Here is a 26477-nt window from a genome sequence, read left to right as displayed (position 1 = left end):
CCGGTTGGGGTGGTGCCGCCCCGCGGAGCCCGGCGGTAGACCTTCCGCAACCGATCAGGAAGGGAACGATCATGGACTTCTGGACCACGTTCTGGGCGATCCTCTGGTACGCGCTCCTCGGCTTCGCGTTCGTCGCGTCGCTCATGGCGCTCTTCGCCGTCATCGCGGACCTGGTCCGCGACCACGAGCTCAGCGGCTGGTGGAAGGCCCTCTGGGTGCTCTTCCTCGTGTTCGTGCCGTTCCTCACCGTGTTCGTCTACCTCGTCGCCCGCGGCCGGGGCATGGCCGAACGGGGCGCCAGATCCGCCCAGCGCGACCGGGACGCCACCGAGGGCTACATCCGCCAGGTCGCCGGCACCTCGCCGTCGGACGAGATCGCCAAGGCGCGCACGCTCCTCGACGCCGGGACGATCACCCAGCCCGAGTTCGACCAGATCAAGACGAACGCCCTGGCCGGACGGTCCTGACGATGGTCCGGTTCGAGTTCGGTCCGGTCGAGGCGTTCGTCGTCCGGTTCCGGTCCGACGTCCCGATCGACGCCGTCTTCCGAGCCCTCGGCGACGTCGAACGAGCGGGGACGGTCCGACTGCTGGACTTCGCGCTCGTCGTCCGCGACGAGGACGGAGCGGTCGCCGTCCGCGAGGTCGACGACCTCGCGGACCTGCTCCCCGACGACGTCGTCGAGTTGGCGGCACGAGGGCTGACCGCCAACGAGGACATCGAGCAGGTCGCCGAGTCGGTGCAGCCGGGGTGGTCCGCGGCGATCGTCGTCATCGAGCTCCTCTGGGCGAAGTCGCTCGCCGAGCGGTTCACCGAGAACGGCAGCGAGTTGCTCGCGACCGTCCGGATCCCCGCTCCCGCCGTCAACGAGCTCGCCGCCGCGGCGCACATCGGGTAGGGGACGACCATGCTCTTCCGACGATTCGGACGACCGAGTCTCCTCGGCCTCGCCGCCGGCACTGCTGTCGTCGCGGGCACCGCGTCGGCGGTCGACGGCGCGATGGCCGGCCGCCGCGAGCGCATCGCCGCGGAGCGTGCCCTCGCGGCGCAACCGCCCGCCCCACCGGTCCAGCCTCCGGCGCCGGCAGCGGCAGCACCACCGGCCCCGGGCAAGGGTACCGACCTCATGAGCGAACTCGAGCGTCTCGGCAGCCTCCGGCAACAGGGGCTGCTCGACGATGCGGAGTTCACCGCGGCGAAGCAACGCCTCATCACCGGCTGACGTCCGACCGGACGCAGCCACCGAACGAAGGGAACCACCCATGCCAGCAACGACGACAGCCTCGGACTCGACGGTCGCGGTCTTCGCGACGAGCGACGAGGCACTCGAGGCCGCGAAGGCGCTCAAGGACGGCGGGTACGGCGAGGACGTCGTGTCCATCGTCGGGAAGGGCGTCAAGGACGAGAAGAAGGTGCACGGCTGGATCCCGAGCGGGAACGAAGCCGGTGCCTTCGGCGGGTGGGGTGCCCTGTGGGGTGCACTCACCGGGTGGCTCCTGCTCGGCTTCGTCTGGCTGCCCGGCATCGGCTGGGTCGCCGCCGCCGGATGGCTCGCCAGCACCCTGGTGGGCGCTGGCATCGGTGCAGGCCTCGGCGCACTCGTCGGGCTCGCGGTCCCGAAGGAGGAGATCCCCGAGTACGAGGAGGACCTCAAGGCGGACCGCTACCTGGTCATCGTGCACGGCGACGCCGCGACGGTCGACGCCGCCCACCGGATCCTCGGCGACGCGTCACCGGTGCGGGTCAGCCGCTACTCCGAGTGACGCAACCACACCAGACGGAAGGAAGGCACCACCATGGCTGATCTCATCGTGATCTCGTTCGACGACGAGGCGAAGGCGCTCGCCGCCTACGAGGAAGTGCAACTGCTGCAGGACGACCTCGTCGTCGAGCTCGCAGGCCTGGCACTCGTCCACGTCGACGACGCGGGCAAGACCCACGTCGAGACGCCCGGTCCCGCCGGCAAGATCGGTGCCGGGGTCGCGGGCGGGGCGCTCTTCGGGACGCTCCTCGGGCTCCTGTTCTTCGTCCCGTTCTTCGGGCTGGTGATCGGCGGCGCCCTCGGTGCCCTGTTCGCCGGGCTCGACAAGACCGGGTTGAACGCCGAGTTCCGCGACCGCGTCAAGAGCGCGGTCGCCGACGGGCAGTCGGCAGTCGTGATCTACGCGACGAAGATCACCGGGGACAAGTTCGGTGAGGCGCTCGCGCGGTTCGGCGGCACGATCGTGCAGACCTCGTTGTCCGAGGCCGACGAGCACGAGCTCGCACACGACATGACCGGGACGCGTTGACGCCTGGGCACTGACACGTCGCCGGCACCCGTGCCGGCGACGTGTCCGATCGGAAGGACGTGGCCATGACCGCGCTCATCGCCGGACTGATCGCTCCGGCACTCGGCATGGTCCTCAGCCCGCTCGCGATCATGGCGCTCGTCGCCGAACTCCTGTCGAAGCGGAACCGGGCGAACGGCGTCGCGTACCTGATCGGCTGGTCGCTCGCCGTCGTGGTCATCCTCGGCGCGTCGGTCGCCGTCTTCACCGCCATCGACTTCCACCCCGACCCGAACACGCCGACGTGGACCGCGCTCGTCCGGCTCGTCATCGCGCTCGGCCTGATCGCCACGGCCGTCTGGGTGTTCCGCCGGGGCGGCAAGGACCTCCGGAGGATGTCGACGGCATCGACCCCGAGCGAGGTCGCGGCGGCGGCACCGCAGCTCCCCGGGTGGTTGCAGAAGATCGGGGAGTTCACCCCGGCACGGTCGCTGGCACTCGGGTTCGGCATCTTCGCCGTCAACCCCGTCGACGCGTCCTGCGCGATCATCGCCGGCATCGACATCGCCGGCGCTCCCGTGACGTTCGGGGCCGGCGCGGTCGTGGCCGTCGTCTTCGCCGCCGTCGGGATCGCGCCGATCGCCGTGCCGGTGTGCTTCGTCCTCGCGCGGGGCGAGCGCGCCGAGCCGCTGCTGCAGGGCCTCCGCACGTGGATCGCCGGCCACACGAACGTCCTGAACGCCGCGCTGATCCTCGTCATCGGGGCGCTGCAGCTGCAGAAGGCGATCTCGGGGCTGCTGTCATGAGCGCCCCCGACGTCGACGACGGCCAGGACCGCCCGGACACGACCGGTGAACTCGCCGCCCTCCGGGCCGAGAACGCAGCACTGCGCGCGCAGCTGCACGGGACCGGCCGCAGTCGACGCGGATGGGGATGGGCGGTGCCGTCCGCGGTGCTGATCACCATCGGGGCGCTCCTGGCCCCGGTCGCCGTGCTGTCGTCGTGGGCCGGGCGCGAGGTGACCTCCACCGACGCCTTCGTCGCGACGTACGCTCCGCTCGTGCGCGACGAGGCGGTGCGCAGCTTCGTCGCCACGAAGACGATCGCTGTCGTCGACGAGCACGTCGACGTCCGAGCCCTCACCGGGACGGTCTTCGACGGCATCCGCGACCTCGACCTGCCGCCCCGGGCGAAGGCCGCACTCGGCACGCTCGAGGCGCCGGCGGCGGCGGGCGTGGAGAACCTCATCACGTCGACGGTGCACCGGTTCGTGGACTCTCCGCAGTTCGCGACGCTCTGGGAACGACTGCTCAGGACGGCGCACACACAGGTCAACGCCACCCTGCGCGGTGACCGGGACGCGGACGTGACGATCGCCGCCGACGGGTCGATCGGCATCCAGCTCGGCCCGGTCGTGTCCGCGGTGAAGCAACGCCTGCTCGACGACGGGCTCACCCTCGCGTCGCGGATCCCGGCGGTCGACCGGACCATCGTCATCGCCACCTCGGACGCCGCCGTGCGCGCACAGACGGCCTACACGCTCGTCCAGCTCACGGCGACGTGGCTGCCGTGGGCGGTGGTCGCGTTCGTCGCGGTCGGCGTGCTGATGGCACGTCGACGTGCACGGGCCCTCACCGCGGCCGCGGTCGGCGTCGCCGCGGCGATGGTCGCGACGATCCTCGCGGTCGCCGTCGGCCGGGTCCTCGCCGTCCGTGCGCTCGCCCCGGACCTGATGCCGCGGAACGCCGCACGTGTCGTCTACGACAGCACCGTGGCATTCGTGCTCAGCGCTGCGGTCGCCGGTGTGGTCCTGGCGCTGTCGGTCGCCGTCGTGGCCTGGTTCGCCGGATCGTCACGGTCCGCCGTGCGACTCCGCGGAGCCTGCACCCGTGCGGCGTCGGCGCTCCGGGACGCCGGCGCCCGTCGGGGCTGGACGACCGGGGGTGTCGGGGTCGCGCTGTACCGCGGTCGGGTGCTCCTCCGCACGCTGGTCGCACTCGGGGCCGCGGCGATCATCGCGCTGCACCGGCCCCTCGAGCCGTCCGTGATCGTCTGGACGCTGGTCGGTGCGCTCGTCGTGGTCGCCCTCGTCGAGGTGCTCGGGCGGCCGGTCCCCGCGGTGTTCTCACCCGCTTCAGACGACCCGCCGCCGACGGCTCGACCGTAGCGTCGGCGCGAGACACAACCGATCGGGACGGAGACCCCATGCGACTCTGGAGAGCACGTGCGGCCGGTGCGGTCGCCGGGCCCGGCGCCGGCGGCAGCCCCGCACCCGACCGTGGGGTCGGTCCGGGGCTCCGTCTCGTCCTCGGACTCGCGGCCGCCGTCGTGGTCGCCATCGGCTGCGCGAAGTTCTCGACGATCATCGGCCCGACGGTGCTGGCGCTCGTGGTGACGATCTGCGTCCAACCCGTCCGGGTGGGGCTGGAACGGATGGGCCTCGGTCGCGCGTTCGCCTCCGCGGTGGTGATCGTCGTGATCCTCGTGCTGCTCGTCGGGTTCAGCGCGGCACTGGTCGTGTCCGTGGCCCAGTTCACGACGCTCTTCCCGCAGTACGCCGACCAGATCCACGCGTTCGAGCAGTCGATCGCGCAGTGGCTGACGTCGCTCGGGATCGGGCAGCAGCAGGTCGAGGCGCTGCTCGGGAGCTTCGACCCGGCCGGGATCGTCGGCGCGGTCTCCGGTGTCGTCGGCAGCGTGTTCGGGCTCGGCGTCGGGTTGTTCCTCGTCCTGGCGCTCATCGTCTTCATGACCCTCGACGCCGGGTACGGCCGGGTGATCGCCCGCCGGCTCCGTCCGGCTCGTCCGCTCCTCGTCGACGCGCTCGACGCGTTCACGGCGAGCGTGCGGCGCTACATGGTCGTGACGGCGCTGCTCGGAGCCGCGGTCGCGGTGCTGGACTTCGTCGCCCTGCTCGTCCTGCACGTGCCCGGCGCCGCGCTCTGGGGCCTGCTGGCGTTCATCACCGGGTTCATCCCGAACATCGGGTACTGGATCGGCATCATCCCGCCGGTCGTCCTCGCGCTGCTGGCGAACGGCTGGGGGAACGCCGTCGCCGTCATCGTCATCTACGCCGTCATCAACGGCGTGATCCAGTCCGGGCTGCAGCCGCACATCGTCGGGTCGGCGGTGTCGCTCAACCAGACCGTCACGTTCCTCTCGCTCGTCTTCTGGTCGGCGGTACTCGGACCGCTCGGCGCGGTGCTGGCGATCCCGTTGACCCTGGCGGTCCGCGCGCTCCTGGTCGACGCCAACCCGGACGCCCGGTGGATCAGACCCGTGCTCGGCGACGTCAGCGGCCTGCAGGGGACGGTGCGGCGATGAACGCGGCGCAGCTCATCGGCGAGCTCCTGCCGCAGGCGGTGACGATCGCGATCAGCCCCATCCCGATCATCGCGGCGATCCTGATGCTCCTGTCGGCGCGCGCCCGTTCGGTCGCGACGGCGTTCCTCGCAGGGTGGGTCGTGGGCATCGCGGTCGCGGCCGTGGTCGTGACCCTGCTCGCCTCGGCGATCCCGACCAGCGACCCGGACTCGTCGAAACCGATCGTCGGGGTCGTGAAGATCGTGCTCGGTGTCCTGCTCGTCCTCCTCGCCGTGCACCAGTGGCGCGGGCGGCCCGCGGACGGCGCGACTCCCGCGCCCCCGGCGTGGATGACGGCGATCGACTCGATCACCCCGGTGAAGGCGGCCGGACTCGCGTTCCTGCTCGCCGCGGTGAACCCGAAGAACCTGCTGATGGCGGTCGCGGCGGGGGTGTCCGTGGGGACCTCCGGTGCCTCGACGGGGGCGGTCGTCGGTGCCCTGGTGGTCTTCGTCGTCATCGCGTCCGTCAGCGTCGGGGTCCCGGTCCTGGGATTCCTCGTGCTCGGCACCCGCCTGGCCGACGGGCTCTCGCGGCTCCGCGACTGGCTGACCCACAACAACGCCACGATCATGGCCGTCCTGCTGCTCGTCATCGGGGTCGTGACGATCGGCAAGGGCATCGGGGACTTCTGATGCGGTTCCTGGCAGGGCTCGACCGCACCACGTGGCGGACCGAAGCGCTCTCCGGTGTGACGCTCGCCGCGATCGCGATCCCGCTCAACATCGGGTACGCGCAGATCGCCGGCCTCCCCGCCACGGCCGGCCTCTACGCGCTCATCGTGCCCGGTGTGCTCTTCGGCCTCCTCGCGTCCAGCCGGCAGCTCGTCGCCTCGCCGGACGCCGCGGCCGCCGCCCTCGTCGGGTCGTCGCTCGCGGGACTCGCGGCAGCGGGGAGTGGGTCCTACCTCCAGCTCGCGTTCGCCCAGGCGCTCATCGGTGCGGTGGTCTTCGCACTGTGCGCGGTCCTGAAGCTGGGGTTCCTGGCGAACTTCCTGTCCGCCCCGATCCTGGTCGGGTTCGTCGGCGGCCTCGCGCTGGACATCCTGATCAGCCAGGTCGCGAAGATGCTCGGCGTCACGGTGGACAGCGGTGACGACGTCGTCCCGCGCCTCGGTGAACTCATCGCGGGACTCGGGCACGTGAACCCGTGGTCGACGTCCATCGCGGTCGGGTCGATCGTCGTCCTCGTGGTCGGCCGGCGCGTCCGTGCGGTCCCGTGGGCGCTCGTGGTCCTGGTCGCGTCGACCCTCGTGCTGGTGCTCTTCCACCTGGACGAACGAGGGGTGTCGGTCCTCGGGTCGGTGCCGGCCGGACCGCCCACGCTGACGTGGCCGCAGATCTCCTGGCACCAGTGGCTCCAGCTGGTGCCGAGCGCGGTCGCCCTCACGCTCGTGGCCATGGCCGAGGGACTGCTCGTCGCCCGCCGGTACGCGGAACGGCACGGGTACCCGGAGAACGCGAACCGCGATCTGTTCGCGTTCTCCGCGGCGAACCTCGGATCGGGTCTGACCGGCGGGTTCACGGTCGGGTCATCGGCCTCCCGGACCGCGGCCATGGACCAAGCCGGGTCGCGGACACAGCTCCCGACGGTCATCGCCGCCGTGCTCGCGTTGCTCGTGGTGTGCTTCGGGACGGCGCTGCTGCAGGACATCCCCTCGCCGGCCATCGGTGCCATCGTCGCCGTCGCGGTCGTCCCGCTGCTCGGCATCCGGGACTTCGCCCGGCTCTGGAAGCTCCGACGGTTCGAGTTCGCGGTCGCAGCGGTGTGCTTCCTCGGCGCACTCCTGCTCGGTCCGATCGCCGGTGTCGTCATCGCGTTCGTCCTGTCGCTCGTCAACGTCGTCCGCAGCGCCGCGAACCCGCCCGTCGACGTCCTCGCCCCGAGCGGTGAGCCCGTCGACGCGTTCCGGGCCGCGCGCGACGGGCAGGTGTCGTCCGCGCCGGGCGTCGTCGTCCTCCGGTTCGCCGGGCCGCTGTTCTTCGGCAACGCGCAGGTGTTCGCCGCGGCGGTCCGCTCGTCGGTCACCGCCGGGGTCGCGGACGGCGCACGACACCTCGTGCTCGACTGCGAGGCGGTCACCGGCATCGACACGACCGCTGCCGACGTCGTCGGTGAGTCGATCGAGTGGGTCCGGGCCCAGGGCATCGACGTCGCCTTCAGCCGGGCACGGGCAGCGACCCGCGCCGAGCTCGAGCACTTCGACCTGGTCGGCGACAGCAGGTTCTTCGGCAGCAACCGTGCCGCGGTCGCGGCACTGTCCGTGGCGGAGTGACGCGCGCTCGGTCGTGTCCGGCAGGGGCGGTGGGGCCGGGAGGCGCGGATCGCGGCCGGCGCGCACGTCGCGATCCGCGCCTCCCGGCCGTCCACTGCGTCGGCTTCAGCCGTCCTGTCGGATCTCGGAGATCTCGAGGCCGAGATCCGCGATGCGCGCGAGCAGCGCGTGCAGCTCGACCTGGTCGTGGAGCGTGCCGACCAGGAGGGTCTGCGCCGGCGCGACCTGGACGACCTCGAACTCCGGGAACGCGGCCGCGAGGGTGTCGGAGCGCGCGTAGGGGAGTCGGACCTCGTAGCGTCGCATCATCGTCCTCCTCGGAGCGGTACCCCGATGATCGCCGAGGGGACACACACGATCGTCCCCTGAACCGGGTGAACCGGGCTCCACCGCCGAGCAGTCCGCCCGGCGACGCTCAGAGCAGGCCGTGCTGGCGGGCGACGGCGACGGCCTCGGTGCGACCGCCGACGTCGAGCTTCGTGTAGATGCTGCGGAGGTGCGTCTTGACGGTGTTCGCGCTGAGGTGGTGCTTCGCCGCGATCTCGGCCACCGTCTGGTGGGCCGGGAGTTCCAGGAGCAGCTCCTGCTCCTTCGGGGTGAGCGCGACCATCGTGTCCGCCCGTTCGACGCCGAGCGGGATCCGCGCGGCCGTGGCGAGGTCGAGCACGTGCGTCGCGTACGCCTCGAGCGCACCGAACGAACCACGGGCCTCGAACACGAGCTGCGCGCCGAAGCCGCGGTTCGCGAGGAACTCGCGGGCGTACCCGAACTCCTCCGCGACCTCGAGCGCTCGGCGGAGCCGCTCGGTCGTCTCCGTCCGGCGTCCGTCGTCCTTCGCCCGCGCGGCCAGCACGAGGTGTGCGGTGACCACACTCGACCCCGTCCAGGCGCTCCGGTCCTCGTCGAGCACCTCGGCCAGCGCCCGCTCGGCGAGGTGGTCGTTGCGCCCCGCGGCGAGGAGCCGCAGGGTCCGAGCCTCGAGCGAGTCCGGGCCGAGGACCGCGACGACGAGCTGGCGGACGTCGGCGGCGGCGTGCGGACCGTGGAGTGCGTGCGACCAGGTGAAGAGCCGGGTCGAGACGGTGGCGACGACCCGCGGGTGGTCCCGACCGTCGGCGCGGACGAGCTGGACGAGCTGCGACAGAGCTTCCCGCGGCGCGGGCGACGCGTCGAGCGCGGCGACGAGCAGCAGTGACCGTGCCTGCAGCAGGAGCCCCAGGTCGGTACCCGTCGGGTCTGCGGCGTGGATCTGGTGCACCGAGGCGAACGACACCGGCTCGCACCGCGCGTACGCGTACGCCGTGGTGATGAGCATCGTCCGGGCGGTCGCTCGGTTGTACGGCGGTGACGTGTCGAACGACACCGCTGCCGTCCGCTGCTCGTACGCCGTCGCGCTCCGCCAGTCGCCGACGCTCCCGGCGAGGCCCGCGAGTGCCTCGGCTGCGATCAGGTACACCCACGTGTAGCCGGCGCGCAGCGCGGTCGCCTGCAGTGAGCGCAGGAGGGACTCGGCGTCGGTGCGGTTCCCGGCGGTGGCGAGCAACGACGCGATGGCCGAGCGGATCGCGAGGGCCGCGTCGAGCGACTCGATGGGCGTCGCGCGCATGAAGTCGCCGAGGACGCGCAGCTGCACCGTCGCCTCGTCGGGGTCGTCGACCATGAACGCCTCGATCGCGTGCACCATCGGCCGCCAGCGTCGAGCGCTCTCCGGCGTCGCCGTGGCCAGCAGCCGCTTCGCCTCTGCGAGTCGCTCGCGACTGCCGATCCGGTCCGGGAAGGACGGGATGTCCATGCCGAGGCGCAGGACGGCGATGGCGAGGGTGTCCGGCAGGTTCGCGAGGGTCCTGAGCGCGGTCGTGACGGTCGCGCTCCGCCCTTGCATGAGGAGGGCCGCACCCGAGCGCTCGAGCTGGTGCGCGATCATGCCCAGGTCGCGGGAGAGCAAGGCCTGGTGGACCGCGGCGTCGTGGTCGCCGTGCAGTTCGTACCACTCGGCCGCGAGCATGTGGTTCTGGATCGCGAGGTGCTCGTCCCGTCGACGGAGCTCGGCGCGCAGGTAGCTGGTGAGGATCGGGTGGAACCGGAAGCCGTCCCCGCTGCGGTCTGGGTCCACCAGGACGTTCCTGGCACTGAGCCGTCGGAGCACACTCCCGGCGTCCCGGCGGCGGGTGAGGGTGACCGCGAGGTCCAGTGGCACGTGGACGCCCACGGCGGTGCGCATCAGGACGTCGCGGTCGTGCGGGTCCAGCGCGTCGAGCACCCGGACGAGCAGGTAGTCCGCGACCTGGTGCTGGTCGCCGTCGAACTGCGCGATGGCGGCGACCGGGTCGGACTGCGCCGCGAGGTACGGCATCGCCAGTGCCAGTCCGGCGGCCCAGCCGTCGGTCCGCTCCGCGAGGGACTCGGCGTCGGCGACCGCGAGGCGCAGTCCGAACGAGCAGGCGAGCTCGATCGTCTCCTGCACCGTGAACGCGAGGTCGCGGTTCGGGATGACGACCCGGCCCGCTGCGGCGAGGGTGACCTCGGCGAACCCGCTGGGCTCGTACCGTCCGGCGATGACGAGACGGGTGCGGGGTGGGAGCGATGCGACGAGCCGGACGAGTGGTGCGACGCCGCGTCCGTCGAGGAGGCTGTCGATGTCGTCGATCACGAGCCACTCCTCGGCGTCCACGATGCTCGTGCTCGTGCTCGTGCTCGTGCTCGTGCTCGTCGCGTCCGGGTGGGTCGTCGGACCGAGGTCCGCGCTGGTGAGCCAGCGCGCCGTCAGGCCGTCCTCGGCGAGGGCAGCGGCCCACTGTGCGAGGAGCGTGGACTTGCCGGCGCCCGCAGCGGCCCAGATGGTGAGCAGCCGCTGGTCGGATCGCCGGAAGGCACGGAGCTGCGCGAGCAGGCGTGGTCGGTCGAACGCCCTCGTGGTGGACGCGGTTCGGTCGTGCGTGCGGGATCGGGCATCGCCGGACGGCCGCGCCGTCAGCTCCGTCCGTGTGCTCCGTGTCGTCTCGTCGAGCGTGTACATGCTTGCCTTCCCCTGAAAAGGCCCTGATGAGGTCACACACTACGTCGGGGACTATCCGTTCTGTGCGGTGTCTGCCTCAGGAGGGACAGGATCACCCCTCTCGGGTGAGGGAGCCTCGGCTGGGGCTGGGGCTGGGGCTGGGGCTGGGGCTGTCGCCGTCCGCGCTCGGCCGGCTTCCTCGAGGTGACGGAACCACACCGTGCGCCGTGCAACGGTGGCGGCACCATCGGGCACCGACAGGACGACGAGCTGCACGCCGTGCGCCTCGAGTTCGTGGTCGAGGTCCTCGAGGGCGTCCAGCACCGTCACGGACGTCTGTCGCATCTGGTGCAGGTCGAGCAGGACCCGCCGGGTGTCCGGGTCGACGGCCGAGAGGACTGCCCGGCTGTAGCCGAGCACATTCGCGGTGTAGAGCGGACCGCCCACCGTCAGCGCGAGGTCGCCACCGGACCGGTGCACGTCGTCCATCCGGACACGGTTCAGCTCGCGGAGCACGACCCCGAAGGTGCCGAGCACCCCGACGAGCACCGCGGGGAGCAGCCCGACGGTGAGGCCGGCGAACGCGGTCGCCGCGGCGATCCAGAAGTCGCGACGGCTGATGCGGGCGAGCCGGATCAGGGCGCGGACGTCGATCAGGCCGATGACCGCCGTGAAGACCAGCGCCGCGAGGGTCGCCTGCGGCAGCAGCCCGAGCACCGGGCCGAGGAACAGCGCCACGACGACCGCGAGCACGGCGGTGACGATGCCGGACAGCTGCGACCGGGCGCCGGCCCCCTGGTTGACCGCGCTCTGCGAGAAGCCGCCGGCGGCGGGCAGGACCTGGAAGAACGAACCCAGGGTGCTCGCCGCGGCGGTCGCCAGGAGCTCACGGTCGCTGTCGATCGGCGGGTCCTCACGGCGGCGGATCCCGCGTGCCACCGCTGCCGACTCGAGGAACGCCATCGTCGCGATCGCGAACACCCCCGGGAGCATCGCCGGCACGTGCTGGAACGTCGGCAGGTGGGGGACGGGCAGACCGGACGGCACCGGGTCGATCAGCCGGAGGCCGCCCGCCGCGTCCGGCCCGGTGATCGCGACGAGCACGATGCCCGCCACGACGACGACGAGCGGCCACGGCACCCGCGGCAGGAAGCGACGTCCGAGCACGAGGACGGCGATCGAGGCCGCCGCGAGCAGCATCGTCGGTCCGTCCGCCCGGGGGAGCGCCTCGACCGCTGCCACCACCGCGCGGACGAACCCGTGCCCGGAGAACCCGGTGTCGACGCCCAGGACCTTCGGCAGCTGCCCGACTGCGACGGTCGAACCGACGCCGACCTGGACGCCGACGAGGGTGGCCGAGCTGATGTTCTCGACGAGGGATCCCAGGTGGAGCACGCGTGCCGCGAGCAGGACGAGCCCGACGAGCAGCGTGAGGGTGGTCAACGAGCCGAGCGCGTCGGGGGAACCGGCCGCAACGCCGGCGGTGACGAGGGTCGTGGCCGTGAGGGTCGCGATGGTCGACGTCGTGGACACGCTCATCGCCCGGGAGCCGCCGAGCACCGCGTACACCAGCATCGGCACCATGCAGGTGTAGAGACCCACCTGGACCGGCAGGTCGGCGATGGTCGCGTACGCCATCGCCTGCGGGACGACCACCGCGCCGGCGCTCAGCCCCGCCAGGACGTCGGGTCCGCCCCAGGCGCTCCGGTAGTGCCGGAGCGTCGGGGCGAACCACGGCGCGCGGGCGCGGTCGGTGGTGACCGTCACGGTCGGGTCAGTCGCGTGAGTACGCCGCGGCGAGGTGCGCCTCGAGGTCGACGTAGGCGTCGTCCGCGATGTCGAACACGACCTTGTGGATGGTGCCGTCGTGGAACGCGAACCGGTCACCCGCGTACGCCGCGGTCACCGCGTCGCCGCTGTCGTACCCGATGCAGAGCCCTTCACCGCAGAGCGAGAAGTGGCCGAGCACCGTCCGGATGCGCATCTCGGCGACCTGTTCGTCGTCGATGTACAGCGCGAGCGGACCGACGCCCTCGCGGTACTCGCCCATGCCCTCCTTCGTGAACGACACCCCGACGAGGTGCCGCCCGGACGTGGGCGCCGGCGCCTGGACGACGTTCTCCGGCGGGATGCCGAGGAAGTTGTACACGTAGGTGAGCTGGCCGTCCTTGACGTAGAGCGCGTGACCGCCGAACCGGGATCCGTGCGCGAACACCACGCCCTCGGTGTCCGGGGTGAAGTCGACGTCCGCGATGATCCGGTACGAGACGCCGTGCACGTTCGCGGCCGAGCGCTCGGGGACCTCCGTCGTGCCGGGGTAGTAGGTGTACTGCCCGGTGGGTGGCACCGGAACCTTGAACTCCATGTTGACGAAGGTCTCGAAGTCCTTCGGGTTCCCGATGATCTGCAGGTCGTTCAGCGGCAGGACGTCGTTCGCCGTCGCCTCCTCGAACCAGAGCGCCTTGAGCTCCTCGACCTTCTCCGGGTGCTCCTCGGCGAGGTCGTGGGCCTCGGCGCGGTCGACGTCGGTGTGGAACAGCTGCCAGCGGTCCTCGGCGAACCCGCTGATGCCGGAGACCGGCCCGTGCTCGGTGACCGCCTTCCACCCGTCGTGCCAGATGCCGCGGTTGCCGAGCATCTCGTAGTACTGCGTGTGCTTCTCGGTCGGCGCGTCGGCCGAGTCGAAGCTGTACCGCATCGAGACCCCGTCCAGCGGGTTCTGCGGCACACCCGCGTAGGTCTCCGGGAACGTCACGCCGCACGCGTCGAGGATCGTCGGCACGATGTCGGTCGAGTGGTGGTACTGGTTCCGCACCTCGCCCTGCGACGCGATGCCGGCGGGCCAGTGGATGACCAGCGGGTCGCAGATGCCACCCTGGTACGTGTAGCGCTTGAACATCCGGTACGGCGTCGAGAACGCCATCGCCCACCCGGTCGGGTAGTGGTTGTAGGTGTCCGGGCTGCCGAGCTGGTCGACCATCGTCAGGTTCTGCTCGAGGTCGTCCGGGTAGCCGCCGAAGATCTTGCCCTCGTTGACCGAGCCGTTCGGGCTGCCCTCACCGGACGCCCCGTTGTCCGCGCAGTAGATGACGAGGGTGTTGTCGAGCTGGCCGGACTCCTCGAGGTAGTCGACGATGCGGCCGACCTGGGCGTCGGTGTACTCGGAGAAGCCCGCGAACACCTCGGCCATCCGGCTGAACATCGTCCGTTCCTGGTCGTTCAACTCGTCCCAGGGGCGGACGAGGTCCGTCTCGGAGAACGTCCCCGGCAGCATCGGGTTCTCGTCCGTGAGCTCCGTGCCCTCGGGCAGGAGGCCGCGCTCGATCATCCGCGGGAGCACCCACTCGCGGTACGCCTCGTACCCGTCGTCGAACGCACCCTTGTACTTGTCGATGTACTCCTGCGGCGCGTGGTGCGGCGCGTGGTTCGCCCCGGGGCAGAACCAGAGGTACCAGGGCTTGTCCGGTTCGGTCTGCTTCGAGTCGCGGATCATCTTGAGGGCCTGGTCGGCGAGGTCCTTCGACAGGTGGTAGCCGTCCTCGGGCAGGTACGGCTGGTCGATGTAGTGGTTGTCCTCGGCGAGCGACGGGTACCAGTTGTTGGTCTCACCGCCGATGAACCCGTAGAAGCGGTCGTAGCCCTGGGCGAGCGGCCAGTTCTTCTTCGACGCACCGGCGGTCCACTCGTCGATCGGGACGTTGTGGTTCTTGCCGACCCAGAACGTCGACCACCCGGCGTCCCGGAGGACGTTCGCCATGGTGGCGTTCTCGGGCGGGATGTGGGAGTTGTAGCCCGGGAACCCGGTCGACGACTCCGAGATGGTCGCGAACCCGTTCGAGTGGTGGTTCCGACCGGTGAGCAGCGTCGACCGCGTCGGCGAGCACAGCGCCGTCGTGTGCCACTGCGAGTACGTCAGTCCGCCGGCCGCGAGCCGCTCCATCGTCGGCATCTGGATGCGCCCGCCGTACGGCGACCACGCTGCCTGACCGGTGTCGTCGTAGAGGACGACGAGCACGTTCGGCGACCCCTGGGCCGCCTTCTCGGGGATGAACGCGTCCCAGTCGGAGACCGAGTCGCGCACGTCGAGCTCGATCTTCCCGGAGAACCGCTTTGCCATGATCCGCTCCCTCGTTCAGTGGTGCTCCCCAGGGTCCGGGCCGCCGGACGCCCGGCCCACGCCCGGAACGGGTGAGTTCGGCGTGTTCAACGGATCGTCGCCGACGCGCATCGCCGGCCGGGGCTCCGACGTCACGGAGCCGCGCAGCCCCGCTGCCCCGATCACCTCCCGCACCGCGCGGACGACGTCGGACCGAGCGGTCTCCCGCTCGTCGAAGGTCGACCAGAACCGCAGGTCGAGGTCGACGTGGTCGGGAGTGGAGGTGCGGAGCAGCAGCTCGGTGGTCGACCCCGGCAGGACGCCCGCACGGTCGACGGCCTGCACGAGCGACGTCGAGAGCTGGTCCAGGTCACGGACCGCGTGCACCCGCACCCGGACCTCGTTCCGCAACCGCCCCGTCTCGGACGCGTTGGTGAGCGGTCCCTCGAGGAGCATCGTGTTCGGGACCCGGACGGTCCGACCGTCCGAGGTCAGCAGCAGCACCGCGCGACCCGTCAGCTCGATGATGCGTCCGTCGACGTCCGCCAGCTCGATGTGGTCGCCGATCGTGACCGGTCGGCGCGCCTGGATCACGAGTCCCGCGCCGAAGTTCGCGGCGATACCACGGAGCGCCAGGAAGGCCACGATCCCGATGATGATGACCGCGGCGAGCACGGGTTGCAGCGGGGCGCCGAGCACGGTCAGGACGACACCCACGGTGAGCAGCAGGATCGCGTACCGCACCAGCCGCGCCACGAGGTTCGTCGAGCTCGGCGCGAGCCCGCTCCACCGCGCCAGGATCTTCGCCGTGCCACGTCGCGCCCAGACCGAGGCGAACCAGCCGGCGACCAGGACCGCGGCGGCGAGGAGCACGTCCCACAGCCCGAACGAGGAGTTCTTCAGGAGGTCGTCGACGAGGTCGTCCAGCATGCCCGTCGTCCCTTCGCTCGTCCCTCCGGCCGTTCCTCCGGTGGTCGGTGACGGTACGGCTCGTACCGGTGCCGTTCTTCACCCGGCCAGGGTGAGGCCTCGGCACGACGCCGGTGGTGGGCTGTTCCGCATGGAGGAGTCCGCTCACCACGACCACGCGTGCTGCGCGCCGTCGTTCGATCGTCCGACAGAGACGGTGACCGCGACCGACCGCGGGCCGCGCACCGGCGAGCACCACCACGGGGTGGAGCAGGCGCGGATCCCGGCCCAGACGTTCCTGATGGGGGACACCCTCGGTGACGGGAAGTGGGCCGACGGCGAGCAACCGGCGCACTTCGTCTCACTCGCGGCGTTCGACATCGACGTCACCTCGGTGACGAACGACGACTTCGCCCGCTTCGTCGACGCGACCGGGTACCGGACGGAGGCCGAGCGCTTCGGGTACTCGGCGGTGTTCCACCTCGCGCTGGCCGCCGACGACGAGGACGTACTCGGCCAGCCGCCGCAGACTCCGTGGTGGCTCGGTGTCCGCGGGGCCGACTGGAGCCACCCGGGCGGCCCGAGGTCCGACCTCGTCGGGCTCGGCGACCACCCCGTCGTGCACGTGAGCTGGAACGACGCGTCGGCGTACGCGCGGTGGGCGGGGCGGGCGCTCCCCACCGAGGCGCAGTGGGAAGCGGCGTCCCGCGGCGGTCTCGAGGGGGCCCGGTACCCGTGGGGTAACGACCTCGCCGACACCGACGCACCCCGGTGGCGGGTGAACATCTGGCAGGGGACGTTCCCCACCGTGAACACGGCCGAGGACGGGTACGCGACGACGGCGCCGGTACGGAGCTTCCAGCCGAACGGCTACGGGCTGTGGCAGACGGTCGGGAACGTCTGGGAGTGGTGCAGCGACGTCTGGGCCGAGGAGACCTACGCGGCGGACGCGGCAGCCGGACTCGTGCACGAGCCGGTCGGACCGCCGGCCCGGAACGCGGCGCAGGACGCCCGGGTCATGCGCGGCGGTTCGTACCTCTGCCACGACTCGTACTGCAACCGGTACCGGAACGCGGCGCGGTCGTCCAACACCCCGGACTCGTCGATGGGCAACGCCGGCTTCCGGACGGTCGCTCGCCAGGGCGAGCGACGAGGCTGACGAGCAGTGCCCGCTTCCGGGGACGGCCTAGTCGAAGGCGCGCATCTCCCGGACGAGTTCCTGTTCGTCGGAGTCGGTCAAGGTGGTGCGTACGATGTCGCCGCCGGAGCCGTGCAGGCCGTCGTCGAACTCGTCACTCTGGACCCGAGTGGCGTAGACGACCACGGCGGAGTGGCCGTTCGGGACGGCCGCCCTGACGCGTCCTCGGAACGCAGCGTCGACGTTCGTCCGGTCGAGGCCGGCGAACAGGGCGCCGATCGCGCCGCCCGCGGCGAGTCCCAGCAGTGGGATGAAGAAGAGCGCCCCGAGGACCGTCCCGAAGACCGCGCTCGTCGCCGCCCGCGTCGCGAGGTCCGACGTCCTGTCCGGGCTCTCGAGATGGAGCTTCCCGTGTTCGTCGATGTGGACGAACGCGATGCCGGCGATGTCGATCACGAGCCGGTCGCCGAGGTCTTGCACCGCATCGAAGGTGGCGCGCGCTCGTGTCTCGTCGTCGAACGCGATCACGATCAGCTCGGACATCACGCTCCTTCCGACGTACTCAACACGGGGCCCTACGGCACGACGATGTTGAACGAGGGGTCTCCCGGCTGCAGGACGGACAGCAGTGTCGACAGCACGGTCTGGTCGCCCAGCACCTGCAGTCCGTTCGCGCTGGTGTCGCCGCCGACGAGGCGGAGCAGCCGGCTCTTCGTCAGTGTCAGCGTGACGTCCGCGGTCGACGGGTTGGCCGCCTTCTCGACGTACACCAGGGCGCCGTTGCGGAGGGTGAGCCGGTACGAGGTCTGTTCGTCCTCGAGCACGATGTCCAACGCCAGCGTGAGATCCCAGGCGCGGGGTCCGTCGACGGTGATGGCGATCGCGTCGAACAGCTGCGGTGCGGTGAGCTGCGCGAGGATCTCCGGCGCGTTCGTCGTGGTGGGGGTGCCGAAGTTCTCCCCCCGGAGCTCGGTCGCGCCGGAGAGGAAGAAGTTCCGCCACGTGCCGTTCTCGGCGCCGTACGCGAGCTGCTCGAGCGTGTCCGCGTACAGCGTCCTGGCCGGGCCGTGGTCGGGGTCTGCGAAGATCGCGTGGTCGAGGAGCGTGGCGGCCCACCGGAAGTCGCCGACGTCGTAGGCGACCTGCGCGAGCTCGACGACCCGGTCGAGTCCGCCGATTGCGCCGACGTACCGTTCGGCGAGGGGCTTCGGGGGGTGCGGCCAGAGCCGGGCGGGGTTGCCGTCGAACCAGCCCATGTACCGCTGGTAGATCGCCTTCACGTTGTGGCTGACCGACCCGTAGTAGCCGTGCGCGTGCCAGGCGTTCTCCAACGCGGGCGGCAACTGCATCTCCTCCGCGATCTCCGCACCGTTGAGCCCACGGTTGAGCATGCGGAGCGTCTGGTCGTGCAGGTACGCGTACAGGTCGCGTTGCAGCTCGAGGAACTCCCGGATCGCATCGCGACCCCACGTCGGCCAGTGGTGTGAGGTGAAGAGGACGTCCGTGCGGTCGGAGAAGAGTTCGATCGCCTCCGAGAGGTACCGGGACCACCCGTGCGGGTCGCGCACGAGCGCGCCGCGGAGGGTCAAGAGGTTGTGCAGGGTGTGCGTGGCGTTCTCAGCCATGCACAGTGCTCGACGTCCGGGAAACAGGAAGTGCATCTCGGCGGGTGCTTCCGTTCCGGGCGCCATCTGGAACTCGATCTCGATCCCGTCGATGGTGTGCCGTTCCCCGCTGGTGGTGATCTCCAGCGTCGGCGCGACGATCCCGGCGTGCCCGGTCGAGGTGGTCAGCCCGAGGCCGGCACCGACCATCCCCGCTGGGCCCCGCTCCAGCGCTGCGCCGTACATGTACCCGGCCCGTCGGCCCATCGCGGTGCCGGCGTACACGTTCTCTGCCACGGCCTCCGCGACGGTGCCCTCGGGTGCGATCACCTGCACGTTCCCCGATGCGACGTCGTCCTTCGTGGTGACGCCCAGGACGCCGCCGAAGTGGTCGATGTGGCTGTGGGTGAAGATGACGGCGACGACGGTTCGGGCGCCGCGGTGTTCCCGGTAGAGCGCCAGCGCCGCCGCGGCGGTCTCCGCCGAGATCAGCGGGTCGATGACGATCACCCCTGTGTCACCTTCGACGAACGTCACGTTCGACAGGTCGAGTCCGCGCACCTGGTAGATGCCCTCGACGACCTCGAAGAGCCCCTGTTTCGCGACCAGCACGGACTGCCGCCAGAGGCTCGGGTTCACGGTGTCGGGGGCGTCGCCGCGCAGGTACTCGGACGCGTCGGCGTCCCAGATGACGTCGCCGGTGTCGGTGCGAACCTGCCCCGGCGTCAGTGCGGCGACGAACCCCCGGTCCGCACTGGCGAAGTCACGTCGGTCGCTCATCGGGAGTGACTGCAGGAGGTCGGCCTGCTGCTGGCGGATGGCTTCCGATGCGTCGTTCTGCCTCATGGTGTTCTCCTCCTGGTCGCCGTCGGCGCCGCGATCCGGTACGCGGCTGATCACCGGCCGTGACGAGCAGGACTCGGCGATGCCGACACTGTGCTGCGGTCTGCTGCCGTGTGCTTCCCCCGTCTCGGGTGATTCGTCTCGATGACGACGACGGCGACGCCGCCGCGCTCGTCGAGCGGTGTTCACCCGCTCCGGGCGACGACGGGCACGCGGATCCCGACGAGGCTGAGCGGTCTCGGGTCGAAGGGTGGATCATGACGGCGGCAGACAGTTCGGGTCGAACCGGGCGGTGGACGGAACGCCGTGATCTCGTCACGGTCGTCCTGCTGTCCCTGACTGCCGTACTGACCGCCTGGTGCGGGTTCCAGGCGTCGAAGTGGAGCGGGGAGATGTCGATCTCCTTCAGCCAGGCCTCCAGCGCCCGTGTCCAAGCAGGCGACGCCGCCTCGCAGGCACGTGACGCTCGCCAGTGGGACCTCACCATCTGGGTGCAGTGGGTCCTCGCCGACGGCCGCGACGACGCGGCACTCCGCAGCTACGTCCAGGAGCGGTTCTCCGCGGAGCTCCGGACAGCATTCGAGCAGTGGGAGGCGAACGGACGGGCTGCGAACGGACCGTTCGCGACGAAGGCGTACGTCCCCGAAGGGCAGGTGCGCGCTGATCAGCTCAACCACCGCGCCGACACCGAGTTCGCACGCGCGCTCGAGACGAACCAGCTCTCGGACGACTACACGCTGCTCACCGTGCTCTTCGCCCTCGTGCTCTTCCTCACCGCCATCTCCCAACGCGAGCTCCAGGACTGGGCGCGGACCACACTGCTCGTCACGGCACTCGTCGGCGCAGCGGGTGGCGTGGTACTGCTCGCGCTGTTCCCGATCGACCTGTGATCCCACCGGGGGTCGGGAGCGTCGGGGTCGGCCCGTGGCAGACCACTGCGCCTCCGGTCCGAGGATCCGACGTGTTCTCAGACCGCTGGCTCCGGCTCCCACCCCAGCTCCGGCCCGAGCCGCTCCGCCATGTCCGTGATGATCTGCGCGTAGTCCTCCGGCTCGAAGGCGAACGGCAGGGCGAAGGCGACCTCGGTGACCGCCTGGTACCCGGCATCGGCGCGCAACCGGTCCGCGATCTCCGCGGAGGACCCGACGAGGTCGGCGGCGAAGAGCATGCCCGCCGGCCCCATCGGCACGCCGACCCGCCCGGAGCGCCCGTCGGCGTACGCGCGGTAGCGGGCCTCCTGCTCCCGTGTCGCGGTGTCGGTCGGGATGACGACCAGGCCCTGCGAGACCCGGGCGGTGCCGGGGTCGGGGTGGGCTGCGAGGTACGCGTCGATCTGCGCCCGCTGGTTCGTGGCGAAGTCGGTGCCGTCCTCGCTGCGCGTGACGCTCGAGGTCAGCAGGTGGAAGCCGTTCTCGCCGGCCCACACCGCTGATCTGGTGCTGCCGGTCCCGTACCAGATCCGGTCCACGAGGCCGGGGCTGTGCGGCTGGACGGTGCTCGCGAACTCCTCGATCCCTCGACGTTCGACGGCGTCGGTTCCGGTCACCGTGTCGCCTCGCACGAGGTCGCGGAACCGCAGCAGACGGTCGTTCCCGAGGTCCTCCTGGTCGGCGGTGTCGGGGTAGATCGCCTCGCGGTACAGGTCGTAGTGCATCGGGGTGCCGACCGAGAAGCCGGGGTTCAGCCGTCCGCCCAACAGCACGTCGACGGTGCTGAGGTCCTCGGCGAGCCGGAAGGGGTTCTCCGCCCCGATCGGCGTGACCGCGGTGCCGAGGTCGATCCGCGACGTCCGCTGCGAGGCGGCTGCCATCACCGCCACGGGGGAGGAGATGCCGTGCTGCAGGTGTCGGTGCCGGAGCCAGGCGCTGTCGAAGCCGAGTGCCTCGGCGCGCTCGATGACCCGCAGCGTGTCCTCGTGGCCCGCGGACGGCCGGGCGGGGTCGAACGACCCGATGGTCAGGAAGCCGAGCCGTTCCAGGGGAGTTCCGTCGAGGGGCATGCCCCGATCGTGCCAGACCGGCAGCAGACGGGCTGCAGACGGCGCGCGCGGGCTGCACCGGGGTCCCCCGAACCGCGGACCGACGCAAACCGGACTGCCAGGCGAACACGCATCTTCGGCCCCTAGGGTCGCGTCAAGCGCAGATGCGTGAACTCCCTCGTACCGGTTGAAGGACCGATCCGTAACGGAAGGTCGGTCCTGATGACCACCACTCCGCTCGCGCCGGGTTACACCCGCACTCGTCCCGGATCGGGGAGCCGCAACGGCACCTCGACCTACTCCTCGCTCCTGGCGCAGGTGAAGGAGAACGGCCTCCTGCGCCGTCGCACCGGGTTCTACTGGTCGCTGTTCGGCAGCCTGATCGGGACCCTGGCGCTCGCCTGGGTCGCGTTCGCGTTCCTCGGCGACTCCTGGTTCCAGCTCATCGTCGCCGGAGCCCTCGGCGTCATCTTCACGCAGTTCGCGTTCCTCTCGCACGAAGCCGCGCACCGGCAGGTCTTCGCCTCGCAGCGGTGGAACGACCACGCCGGCCGCTACATCGGCACGTTCCTGGTGGGCCTCAGCTACTCGTGGTGGATGAACAAGCACACCCGCCACCACGGCAACCCGAACACCGTGGGCAAGGACCCGGACATCGCGCCGGACGGCATCCGGTTCCTGCCGGAGGACGCCGCGGCCGTCAAGGGCCCGCTCATGACGACGTTCATGCGCTTCCAGGGCTGGCTGTTCTTCCCGCTGCTCACGCTCGAGGGCCTCAACCTGCACCGCTACGCGGTCATGTCGATCGTCACCGGGAACGGCACGAAGGCCGACGTCAAGCACCGCTTCATCGAGGCCGGTCTGCTCGTCGCCCGCTTCGGCATCTACCTGACGATCGTGTTCTGGTTCCTGCCGTTCGGCATGGCGTGCGCGTTCCTCGGGGTGCAGCTCGCCGTCTTCGGCGTGATGATGGGTGCCTCGTTCGCCCCGAACCACAAGGGCATGCCGACGATCGCGCACGACGCGAAGGTCGACTTCTTCTCCCGCCAGGTCCGCACCTCCCGCAACATCCGCGGCGGCTGGTGGGTCTCGTTCCTGATGGGCGGCCTGAACTACCAGGTCGAGCACCACCTGTTCCCCTCGATGCCGCGTCCGGCCCTGAAGCAGGCGCGCCTGCTCGTCCGGGACCACTGCGACACGCTCGACGTGCCCTACACCGAGACCACGCTGCTGCGCTCCTACGGCATCGTCGTCCGGTACCTCAACCGCGTCGGGCTCGCCGCACGTGACCCGTTCGCCTGCCCGATGGTCGCGCAACTGCGCATCCACTAGGGGCGGGGAACATGCCCACCGGAACCGTGAAGTGGTTCGACAGCAGCAAGGGGTTCGGTTTCATCACCCCGGACGACGGATCCCAGGACCTGTTCGCCCACTTCTCCAGCATCGTCGTCACGCAGGGGCTCCGCTCCCTCGAGGGATCAGAGCACGTGCGCTACGAGGTCGGGCCCGGCAAGAAGGGTCCGCAGGCGGACAAGATCTCGGTGATCCGCGGCTGACGCAGGCCGACGGATGACGGACGTCACCACGTGACGGACAGGAGGCACGGTGCCAGCTGGCACCGTGCCTCCCGTCCGTCACTGGTCCGGTCTAGGGCGTCAGGACGATCCGTCCGAACACCTCGCCGTCGTCCATCCGGCGGTGCGCCGCCGCCGCGTCCGCGAGCGGCAGGACGTCGTCGACGACCGCCGTCAGCGTGCCGGCCGCGGCCGACCGGAACAGCTCGGCCCGCTCCGCGGCCAGCGCGTCGCGCGGCACGGAGTCGAGGCTGAACGTCGCGAAGGACCGCGACTGCTGGAACGCCGCGAGCAGCCGGCCGCCGAAGTCCGCCAGCGGCATCCCGGCCACCGCGCCGACGAGCACGAGCCGGCCGTTGGGTGCGAGCCGGTCGAGGAAGTCCGACATCGCGGGCCCGCCGACGATGTCGAGCACGAGGTCGTACGACGACGGTCCGTCACCCTGCCCTTGCCGGTCGAGGACGTGGGTCGCGCCGAGCGCACGGAGCCGATCCCCGCGGGCGGGCGATCCCGCCGTCACCGCGACGGCCGACGCCCCGAGCCGCACCGCGAGCTCGACGGCGGCGATGCCGATGCTGCCGGCGGCGCCGCGGACCAGGACCCGCTCGCCGGCCGCGAGGTGCCCGTGCCCGAGTGCGAACCGGGCCACCGGCGCGGCGGACCCGAGTGCGACGGCGTCGATCGCGCTGAACCCGTCCTCGAGCGGTGTGAGGTCACCGGCCGCCGCGACGACCTGCTCGGCGTACGCGCCGCCGACGCCCGTGAACGCCCACACCCGGCGGCCGAGCCACGCCCGGTCGACGTCCTCCGCGACGGCGACGACCGTCCCCGCCGCCTCGCTGCCGGGGACGTACCCGGGCTCGATGCCGGCGCGTCCGATGGTGCCGCGGCGGATCACCGCGTCGACGCCGCCGACGCCGGTCGCCTCGGCCGCGATGACGACCTGGCCGGGGCCCGGGAGAGGATCGGGGAGGTCGGTCGGGACGAGGCCCTCCGGGGGTCCGAACCGTTCGATCGTGACGGCGCGCATGACTGCTCCTTCGAGATCCCGGGGGTCGGACCAGGACGGAGCGACGCTAACGGACGCCCGCGTCCACTTGGCTAGAGTGAGAGCGATGCACAACGATCTGTCTCACCTCCGCGCCGACGCGCAGGAGAACCGCGACCGCCTGCTGCAGGCGGCCCGCGACCTGTTCGGTGCGCGCGGCCTCGACGTCACGATGCGCGAGGTCGCCCGGCACGCCGGGGTCGGACCCGCCACGCTCTACCGGCGCTTCCCGACCAGGCAGGACCTCGTCGACGCGGCGTTCGAGGACGAACTCGACCTGTGCCGCGCCATCGTCCTCGAGGGAGCCGCGCACCCCGACCCCTGGCACGGACTGCGCTCCGTCGTCGAGCGGACCGTCGAGCTGAACGCCCGCAACCAGGGGTTCGTCGACGCGCTCGTCGCCGCGGGGCAGGTGTCCGACCGGCTCACCCGGCACCGCGCCGAGCTCCTGCACGCGATGGCGGGGCTCGCGGTCCGGGCGAAGGCGGCGGGGCAGCTCCGGGCGGACTTCGTCGTCGACGACCTGGTGCTCGTGCTGCTGGCCGCGCGAGGACTCCGCGGCGACGACCCGGGGGAGCGGCTCGTCGCCGCCCGGCGGTTCGCGGCGCTCGCGCTCGACTCGTTCCGGGCATCGGCCACGAACGAGCGCTTGCCCGAGCCGGCCCGTGTCGCGGGCGCGGCGCTCCGCGTCGCGGTCTGACGCGGGTGGCGCTCGTCCGCGACGCCGAGTCTCGGCCTGGGCGACGTTCCTCGCGTTCGCGGACGCGAGATCGGTCGCCCGGCGCGAGTCTCGCGCGCGCCGCGTTGCCGGGCGCAACCGCCTGACGGCCTGGAGGCGCGGTGCGGGCCCGCCCCGCGCCTCCAGGCCCGTGGTGGTGTGGCCGTGACGTTCCTTCCCAGAGCGCCCACGATGGAAAGTGAAATCGGGCGTACCTGGTCGAAAGTTCTTGGCAAGTACGCCCGATCCCGGCAGGTACGCCCGGAACGACCAGGGGGACAGACCGCCCCGCACACCCTCGGACTGGGTACCGGCGCACCCTCGTACTGGGGACGGAGCTGCCCGGATCCGCGTCCCTGCGCCGATTAGCGTTCACGGCGAACGGCCGACACCCGGTCGTTCCGGCGCCTCGGGACGGGCGCCGCGGGTCACCGAGGGAGTGACAGCGCATGCAGCAGCGCTCGACGGTGCGGGTGACGGTCGCGGCCGTCCTCCTCAGCGCCATGATCATCGCCGTACCGGTGGGGCAGAGCTCCACCGCCGAGGCCGCCGCTGGGGCGCCCGTCGGCAACATCGGCAAGTTCAAGCAACGGGTCATCGAGAACTTCGGCACCACGGCCGTCGCGGCCAAGGGGAAGTTCGCGAAGACCTACGCGAAGAACTGGCAGCCGTACCCGGACGGGACGGGCGGCATGTACTTCTCCGGGTCGCAGATCAGCGGCCACGACGGTGTGATGGACGTCCTGCTCGACGGGAAGAAGGGCGCGGCCGGGACGTTCGGCACCGCTCAGGAGGCCTGGACCCACGTCGGCGGGAAGTTCACCGTCCGGGCCCGGGCGACCGGCGGCGACGGGAACGGTGCGGCGTTCATGCTCTGGCCGAACTCGAACCGCTGGGCCGACGGCGAGATCGACTACCCGGAGGGCAACTTCGAGGCGTCGCCGATGGTGTTCCAGCACTCGATGACCCCCGGCCGGGAGATGAACACCACCGAGCACTGGACGGGTGTGTCGTGGCGGGCCTGGCACACCTACTCGATCGAGTGGATCCCGGGGAAGTCGGTGACCTACCAGCTCGACGGCAAGGTCATCAAGACGATCACGCGGGACGTCCCGACGACCGGGCATCGGTACATGTTCCAGGTCGGGAACTGGGGAAAGCAGGGGCACCTCTACATCGACTGGTTCACGACGTACGACTACGTGAAGTGACCCCGGTCGAGCGCCGTCAGTTGATGATCTCGCCCCGCTCGTCGGCCCGCAGCACGGCCAGCCGGTCGCGCCACGCCTGCAGGGCCTCTGGCGTCAGCCGCGGCCAGTCGAGCACCTCGGCGACCACCCGCAGCGGCTCGACACTGCGGTACGAGCGCGTCGGGTTGCCGGGGAACTTCTTGTCGGTGACGTTCGGGTCGTCCTCGTACGGGCCGGTCGGCTCGACCTCGTAGACGCGGGGGAGCCCGTCGCCCGTCGCGAGCTCGGCGGCGAGCCCGGCACCGTCACGGAGCGCGGTGAAGTACACGTGGTTCATCACGACCTCGGGCCGGTAGTTCGACCGGAATCCGGCGGTCAGCAGGTCTCCCACACGGAGGTCCGCCTTCGTCCCGTGGAAGAAGGGCCCGTCGTCCAGCGCGTCGCTCACGGCGACAGGCTAGCGCTGCCGATCGTGC

General features: G+C 71.2%; 26 protein-coding genes. 16 read left to right on the top strand and 10 right to left on the bottom strand.

Going from position 1 to position 26477, the window contains the following annotated elements; translation table 11 throughout:
• The first annotated feature begins 71 nt into the window (after window positions 1–71).
• The 10 genes from CRP27_RS09310 to CRP27_RS09265 all read left to right on the top strand — a co-directional run bounded on the left by CRP27_RS09310 (window position 72) and on the right by CRP27_RS09265 (window position 7908).
• Window positions 72–467: an SHOCT domain-containing protein gene (locus CRP27_RS09310; RefSeq protein WP_097180437.1), complete on the top strand. Its 396-nt coding sequence runs from the start codon at window positions 72–74 to the stop codon at window positions 465–467.
• 2 nt (window positions 468–469) lie between these two features.
• A complete protein-coding gene (locus CRP27_RS09305) occupies window positions 470–898 on the top strand; it encodes a DUF6325 family protein (RefSeq protein ID WP_097180436.1) in 429 nt (142 codons plus the stop codon).
• A 9-nt stretch (window positions 899–907) separates the two neighbouring features.
• Window positions 908–1222 (top strand): SHOCT domain-containing protein, encoded by a 315-nt coding sequence (locus tag CRP27_RS09300; RefSeq protein ID WP_097180435.1) that lies wholly within the window; start codon window positions 908–910, stop codon window positions 1220–1222.
• Window positions 1223–1262: 40 nt separating this feature from the next.
• Window positions 1263–1763, top strand: a complete 501-nt coding sequence (locus CRP27_RS09295; protein WP_097180434.1) for a DUF1269 domain-containing protein — start codon at window positions 1263–1265, stop codon at window positions 1761–1763.
• A 33-nt stretch (window positions 1764–1796) separates the two neighbouring features.
• On the top strand, window positions 1797–2291 hold the full coding sequence (locus CRP27_RS09290) for a DUF1269 domain-containing protein (protein ID WP_097180433.1): 495 nt from the start codon (window positions 1797–1799) through the stop codon (window positions 2289–2291).
• 65 nt (window positions 2292–2356) lie between these two features.
• Window positions 2357–3076 carry a GAP family protein gene (locus tag CRP27_RS09285; protein WP_097180432.1) on the top strand — a complete coding sequence of 240 codons (720 nt, stop codon included), beginning with the start codon at window positions 2357–2359 and terminating at the stop codon, window positions 3074–3076.
• On the top strand, window positions 3073–4437 hold the full coding sequence (locus CRP27_RS09280) for a hypothetical protein (RefSeq protein WP_097180431.1): 1365 nt from the start codon (window positions 3073–3075) through the stop codon (window positions 4435–4437). The genes CRP27_RS09285 and CRP27_RS09280 overlap by 4 nt, the downstream gene beginning before the upstream one ends.
• A gap of 38 nt (window positions 4438–4475) precedes the next feature.
• Window positions 4476–5594 (top strand): AI-2E family transporter, encoded by a 1119-nt coding sequence (locus CRP27_RS09275; protein ID WP_097180430.1) that lies wholly within the window; start codon window positions 4476–4478, stop codon window positions 5592–5594.
• Window positions 5591–6268 (top strand): GAP family protein, encoded by a 678-nt coding sequence (locus tag CRP27_RS09270; protein WP_097180429.1) that lies wholly within the window; start codon window positions 5591–5593, stop codon window positions 6266–6268. The genes CRP27_RS09275 and CRP27_RS09270 overlap by 4 nt, the downstream gene beginning before the upstream one ends.
• Complete coding sequence (locus CRP27_RS09265; RefSeq protein WP_255257517.1) at window positions 6268–7908, top strand: SulP family inorganic anion transporter; 1641 nt, start codon at window positions 6268–6270, stop codon at window positions 7906–7908. The genes CRP27_RS09270 and CRP27_RS09265 overlap by 1 nt, the downstream gene beginning before the upstream one ends.
• Before the next feature lie 105 nt (window positions 7909–8013).
• Here CRP27_RS09265 and CRP27_RS09260 read toward each other — a convergent pair whose 3' ends face one another.
• The 5 genes from CRP27_RS09260 to CRP27_RS09240 all read right to left on the bottom strand — a co-directional run bounded on the left by CRP27_RS09260 (window position 8014) and on the right by CRP27_RS09240 (window position 15929).
• The gene (locus CRP27_RS09260) at window positions 8014–8217 is read right to left on the bottom strand and encodes a hypothetical protein (RefSeq protein ID WP_217990720.1); all 204 of its coding nucleotides are present in this window, start codon (window positions 8215–8217) and stop codon (window positions 8014–8016) included.
• Window positions 8218–8323: 106 nt separating this feature from the next.
• Window positions 8324–10924, bottom strand: coding sequence for a LuxR C-terminal-related transcriptional regulator (locus CRP27_RS09255; protein WP_097180428.1), 2601 nt, complete (start codon window positions 10922–10924; stop codon window positions 8324–8326).
• A 51-nt stretch (window positions 10925–10975) separates the two neighbouring features.
• Window positions 10976–12670 (bottom strand): SulP family inorganic anion transporter, encoded by a 1695-nt coding sequence (locus CRP27_RS09250; protein WP_097180427.1) that lies wholly within the window; start codon window positions 12668–12670, stop codon window positions 10976–10978.
• Window positions 12671–12677: 7 nt separating this feature from the next.
• Window positions 12678–15020 carry an arylsulfatase gene (locus CRP27_RS09245; RefSeq protein ID WP_097180426.1) on the bottom strand — a complete coding sequence of 781 codons (2343 nt, stop codon included), beginning with the start codon at window positions 15018–15020 and terminating at the stop codon, window positions 12678–12680.
• A 15-nt stretch (window positions 15021–15035) separates the two neighbouring features.
• The gene (locus tag CRP27_RS09240) at window positions 15036–15929 is read right to left on the bottom strand and encodes a mechanosensitive ion channel family protein (RefSeq protein WP_097180425.1); all 894 of its coding nucleotides are present in this window, start codon (window positions 15927–15929) and stop codon (window positions 15036–15038) included.
• Between the two features lie 196 nt (window positions 15930–16125).
• On the opposite strand from CRP27_RS09240, the gene CRP27_RS09235 reads away from it, so the two are divergent.
• Window positions 16126–17067, top strand: coding sequence for a formylglycine-generating enzyme family protein (locus CRP27_RS09235; RefSeq protein WP_255257516.1), 942 nt, complete (start codon window positions 16126–16128; stop codon window positions 17065–17067).
• Window positions 17068–17094: 27 nt separating this feature from the next.
• Here CRP27_RS09235 and CRP27_RS09230 read toward each other — a convergent pair whose 3' ends face one another.
• Window positions 17095–17589: a DUF1269 domain-containing protein gene (locus CRP27_RS09230; protein ID WP_097180423.1), complete on the bottom strand. Its 495-nt coding sequence runs from the start codon at window positions 17587–17589 to the stop codon at window positions 17095–17097.
• A gap of 32 nt (window positions 17590–17621) precedes the next feature.
• Window positions 17622–19496, bottom strand: a complete 1875-nt coding sequence (locus CRP27_RS09225; RefSeq protein ID WP_097180993.1) for an alkyl/aryl-sulfatase — start codon at window positions 19494–19496, stop codon at window positions 17622–17624.
• Window positions 19497–19750: 254 nt separating this feature from the next.
• Between CRP27_RS09225 and CRP27_RS09220 the strand changes: the two genes are divergently transcribed.
• Window positions 19751–20383 carry a hypothetical protein gene (locus CRP27_RS09220; RefSeq protein ID WP_097180992.1) on the top strand — a complete coding sequence of 211 codons (633 nt, stop codon included), beginning with the start codon at window positions 19751–19753 and terminating at the stop codon, window positions 20381–20383.
• 77 nt (window positions 20384–20460) lie between these two features.
• Here CRP27_RS09220 and CRP27_RS09215 read toward each other — a convergent pair whose 3' ends face one another.
• A complete protein-coding gene (locus tag CRP27_RS09215; protein WP_097180422.1) occupies window positions 20461–21492 on the bottom strand; it encodes an LLM class flavin-dependent oxidoreductase in 1032 nt (343 codons plus the stop codon).
• A 201-nt stretch (window positions 21493–21693) separates the two neighbouring features.
• Between CRP27_RS09215 and CRP27_RS09210 the strand changes: the two genes are divergently transcribed.
• Complete coding sequence (locus CRP27_RS09210) at window positions 21694–22803, top strand: acyl-CoA desaturase (RefSeq protein ID WP_097180421.1); 1110 nt, start codon at window positions 21694–21696, stop codon at window positions 22801–22803.
• Window positions 22804–22814: 11 nt separating this feature from the next.
• Window positions 22815–23027, top strand: coding sequence for a cold-shock protein (locus CRP27_RS09205; RefSeq protein ID WP_097180420.1), 213 nt, complete (start codon window positions 22815–22817; stop codon window positions 23025–23027).
• A 91-nt stretch (window positions 23028–23118) separates the two neighbouring features.
• On the opposite strand, the gene CRP27_RS09200 is transcribed toward CRP27_RS09205, so the two are convergent.
• Window positions 23119–24075, bottom strand: coding sequence for a zinc-binding dehydrogenase (locus CRP27_RS09200; RefSeq protein WP_097180419.1), 957 nt, complete (start codon window positions 24073–24075; stop codon window positions 23119–23121).
• Window positions 24076–24160: 85 nt separating this feature from the next.
• Here CRP27_RS09200 and CRP27_RS09195 point away from each other — a divergent pair, with 85 nt between their 5' ends.
• A complete protein-coding gene (locus CRP27_RS09195) occupies window positions 24161–24793 on the top strand; it encodes a TetR/AcrR family transcriptional regulator (protein ID WP_097180418.1) in 633 nt (210 codons plus the stop codon).
• Between the two features lie 467 nt (window positions 24794–25260).
• On the top strand, window positions 25261–26022 hold the full coding sequence (locus CRP27_RS09190; RefSeq protein ID WP_097180417.1) for a glycoside hydrolase family 16 protein: 762 nt from the start codon (window positions 25261–25263) through the stop codon (window positions 26020–26022).
• A 16-nt stretch (window positions 26023–26038) separates the two neighbouring features.
• On the opposite strand, the gene arr is transcribed toward CRP27_RS09190, so the two are convergent.
• Window positions 26039–26449 carry an NAD(+)--rifampin ADP-ribosyltransferase gene (gene arr / locus CRP27_RS09185; protein WP_097180416.1) on the bottom strand — a complete coding sequence of 137 codons (411 nt, stop codon included), beginning with the start codon at window positions 26447–26449 and terminating at the stop codon, window positions 26039–26041.
• Window positions 26450–26477: the final 28 nt, after the last annotated feature.

This window comes from Curtobacterium sp. 314Chir4.1 (genome assembly GCF_900215175.1).
Classification (GTDB): domain Bacteria; phylum Actinomycetota; class Actinomycetes; order Actinomycetales; family Microbacteriaceae; genus Curtobacterium; species Curtobacterium pusillum_A.
The sequence above is the reverse complement of the archived record's forward strand: the minus strand, read 5'-3'. Positions and strand labels throughout refer to the sequence as shown.

Excerpts from the sequence above, each read along its gene's own strand:
- CRP27_RS09310 (WP_097180437.1), top strand. The coding sequence starts at position 72 with ATGGACTTCTGGACCACGTTCTGGGCGATCCTCTGGTACGCGCTCCTC.
- CRP27_RS09305 (WP_097180436.1), top strand. The coding sequence starts at position 470 with ATGGTCCGGTTCGAGTTCGGTCCGGTCGAGGCGTTCGTCGTCCGGTTC.
- CRP27_RS09300 (WP_097180435.1), top strand. The coding sequence starts at position 908 with ATGCTCTTCCGACGATTCGGACGACCGAGTCTCCTCGGCCTCGCCGCC.
- CRP27_RS09295 (WP_097180434.1), top strand. The coding sequence starts at position 1,263 with ATGCCAGCAACGACGACAGCCTCGGACTCGACGGTCGCGGTCTTCGCG.
- CRP27_RS09290 (WP_097180433.1), top strand. The coding sequence starts at position 1,797 with ATGGCTGATCTCATCGTGATCTCGTTCGACGACGAGGCGAAGGCGCTC.
- CRP27_RS09285 (WP_097180432.1), top strand. The coding sequence starts at position 2,357 with ATGACCGCGCTCATCGCCGGACTGATCGCTCCGGCACTCGGCATGGTC.
- CRP27_RS09280 (WP_097180431.1), top strand. The coding sequence starts at position 3,073 with ATGAGCGCCCCCGACGTCGACGACGGCCAGGACCGCCCGGACACGACC.
- CRP27_RS09275 (WP_097180430.1), top strand. The coding sequence starts at position 4,476 with ATGCGACTCTGGAGAGCACGTGCGGCCGGTGCGGTCGCCGGGCCCGGC.
- CRP27_RS09270 (WP_097180429.1), top strand. The coding sequence starts at position 5,591 with ATGAACGCGGCGCAGCTCATCGGCGAGCTCCTGCCGCAGGCGGTGACG.
- CRP27_RS09265 (WP_255257517.1), top strand. The coding sequence starts at position 6,268 with ATGCGGTTCCTGGCAGGGCTCGACCGCACCACGTGGCGGACCGAAGCG.
- CRP27_RS09260 (WP_217990720.1), bottom strand. The coding sequence starts at position 8,217 with ATGATGCGACGCTACGAGGTCCGACTCCCCTACGCGCGCTCCGACACC.
- CRP27_RS09255 (WP_097180428.1), bottom strand. The coding sequence starts at position 10,924 with ATGTACACGCTCGACGAGACGACACGGAGCACACGGACGGAGCTGACG.
- CRP27_RS09245 (WP_097180426.1), bottom strand. The coding sequence starts at position 15,020 with ATGGCAAAGCGGTTCTCCGGGAAGATCGAGCTCGACGTGCGCGACTCG.
- CRP27_RS09240 (WP_097180425.1), bottom strand. The coding sequence starts at position 15,929 with ATGCTGGACGACCTCGTCGACGACCTCCTGAAGAACTCCTCGTTCGGG.
- CRP27_RS09230 (WP_097180423.1), bottom strand. The coding sequence starts at position 17,589 with ATGTCCGAGCTGATCGTGATCGCGTTCGACGACGAGACACGAGCGCGC.
- CRP27_RS09225 (WP_097180993.1), bottom strand. The coding sequence starts at position 19,496 with ATGAGGCAGAACGACGCATCGGAAGCCATCCGCCAGCAGCAGGCCGAC.
- CRP27_RS09220 (WP_097180992.1), top strand. The coding sequence starts at position 19,751 with ATGACGGCGGCAGACAGTTCGGGTCGAACCGGGCGGTGGACGGAACGC.
- CRP27_RS09215 (WP_097180422.1), bottom strand. The coding sequence starts at position 21,492 with ATGCCCCTCGACGGAACTCCCCTGGAACGGCTCGGCTTCCTGACCATC.
- CRP27_RS09210 (WP_097180421.1), top strand. The coding sequence starts at position 21,694 with ATGACCACCACTCCGCTCGCGCCGGGTTACACCCGCACTCGTCCCGGA.
- CRP27_RS09205 (WP_097180420.1), top strand. The coding sequence starts at position 22,815 with ATGCCCACCGGAACCGTGAAGTGGTTCGACAGCAGCAAGGGGTTCGGT.
- CRP27_RS09200 (WP_097180419.1), bottom strand. The coding sequence starts at position 24,075 with ATGCGCGCCGTCACGATCGAACGGTTCGGACCCCCGGAGGGCCTCGTC.
- CRP27_RS09195 (WP_097180418.1), top strand. The coding sequence starts at position 24,161 with ATGCACAACGATCTGTCTCACCTCCGCGCCGACGCGCAGGAGAACCGC.
- CRP27_RS09190 (WP_097180417.1), top strand. The coding sequence starts at position 25,261 with ATGCAGCAGCGCTCGACGGTGCGGGTGACGGTCGCGGCCGTCCTCCTC.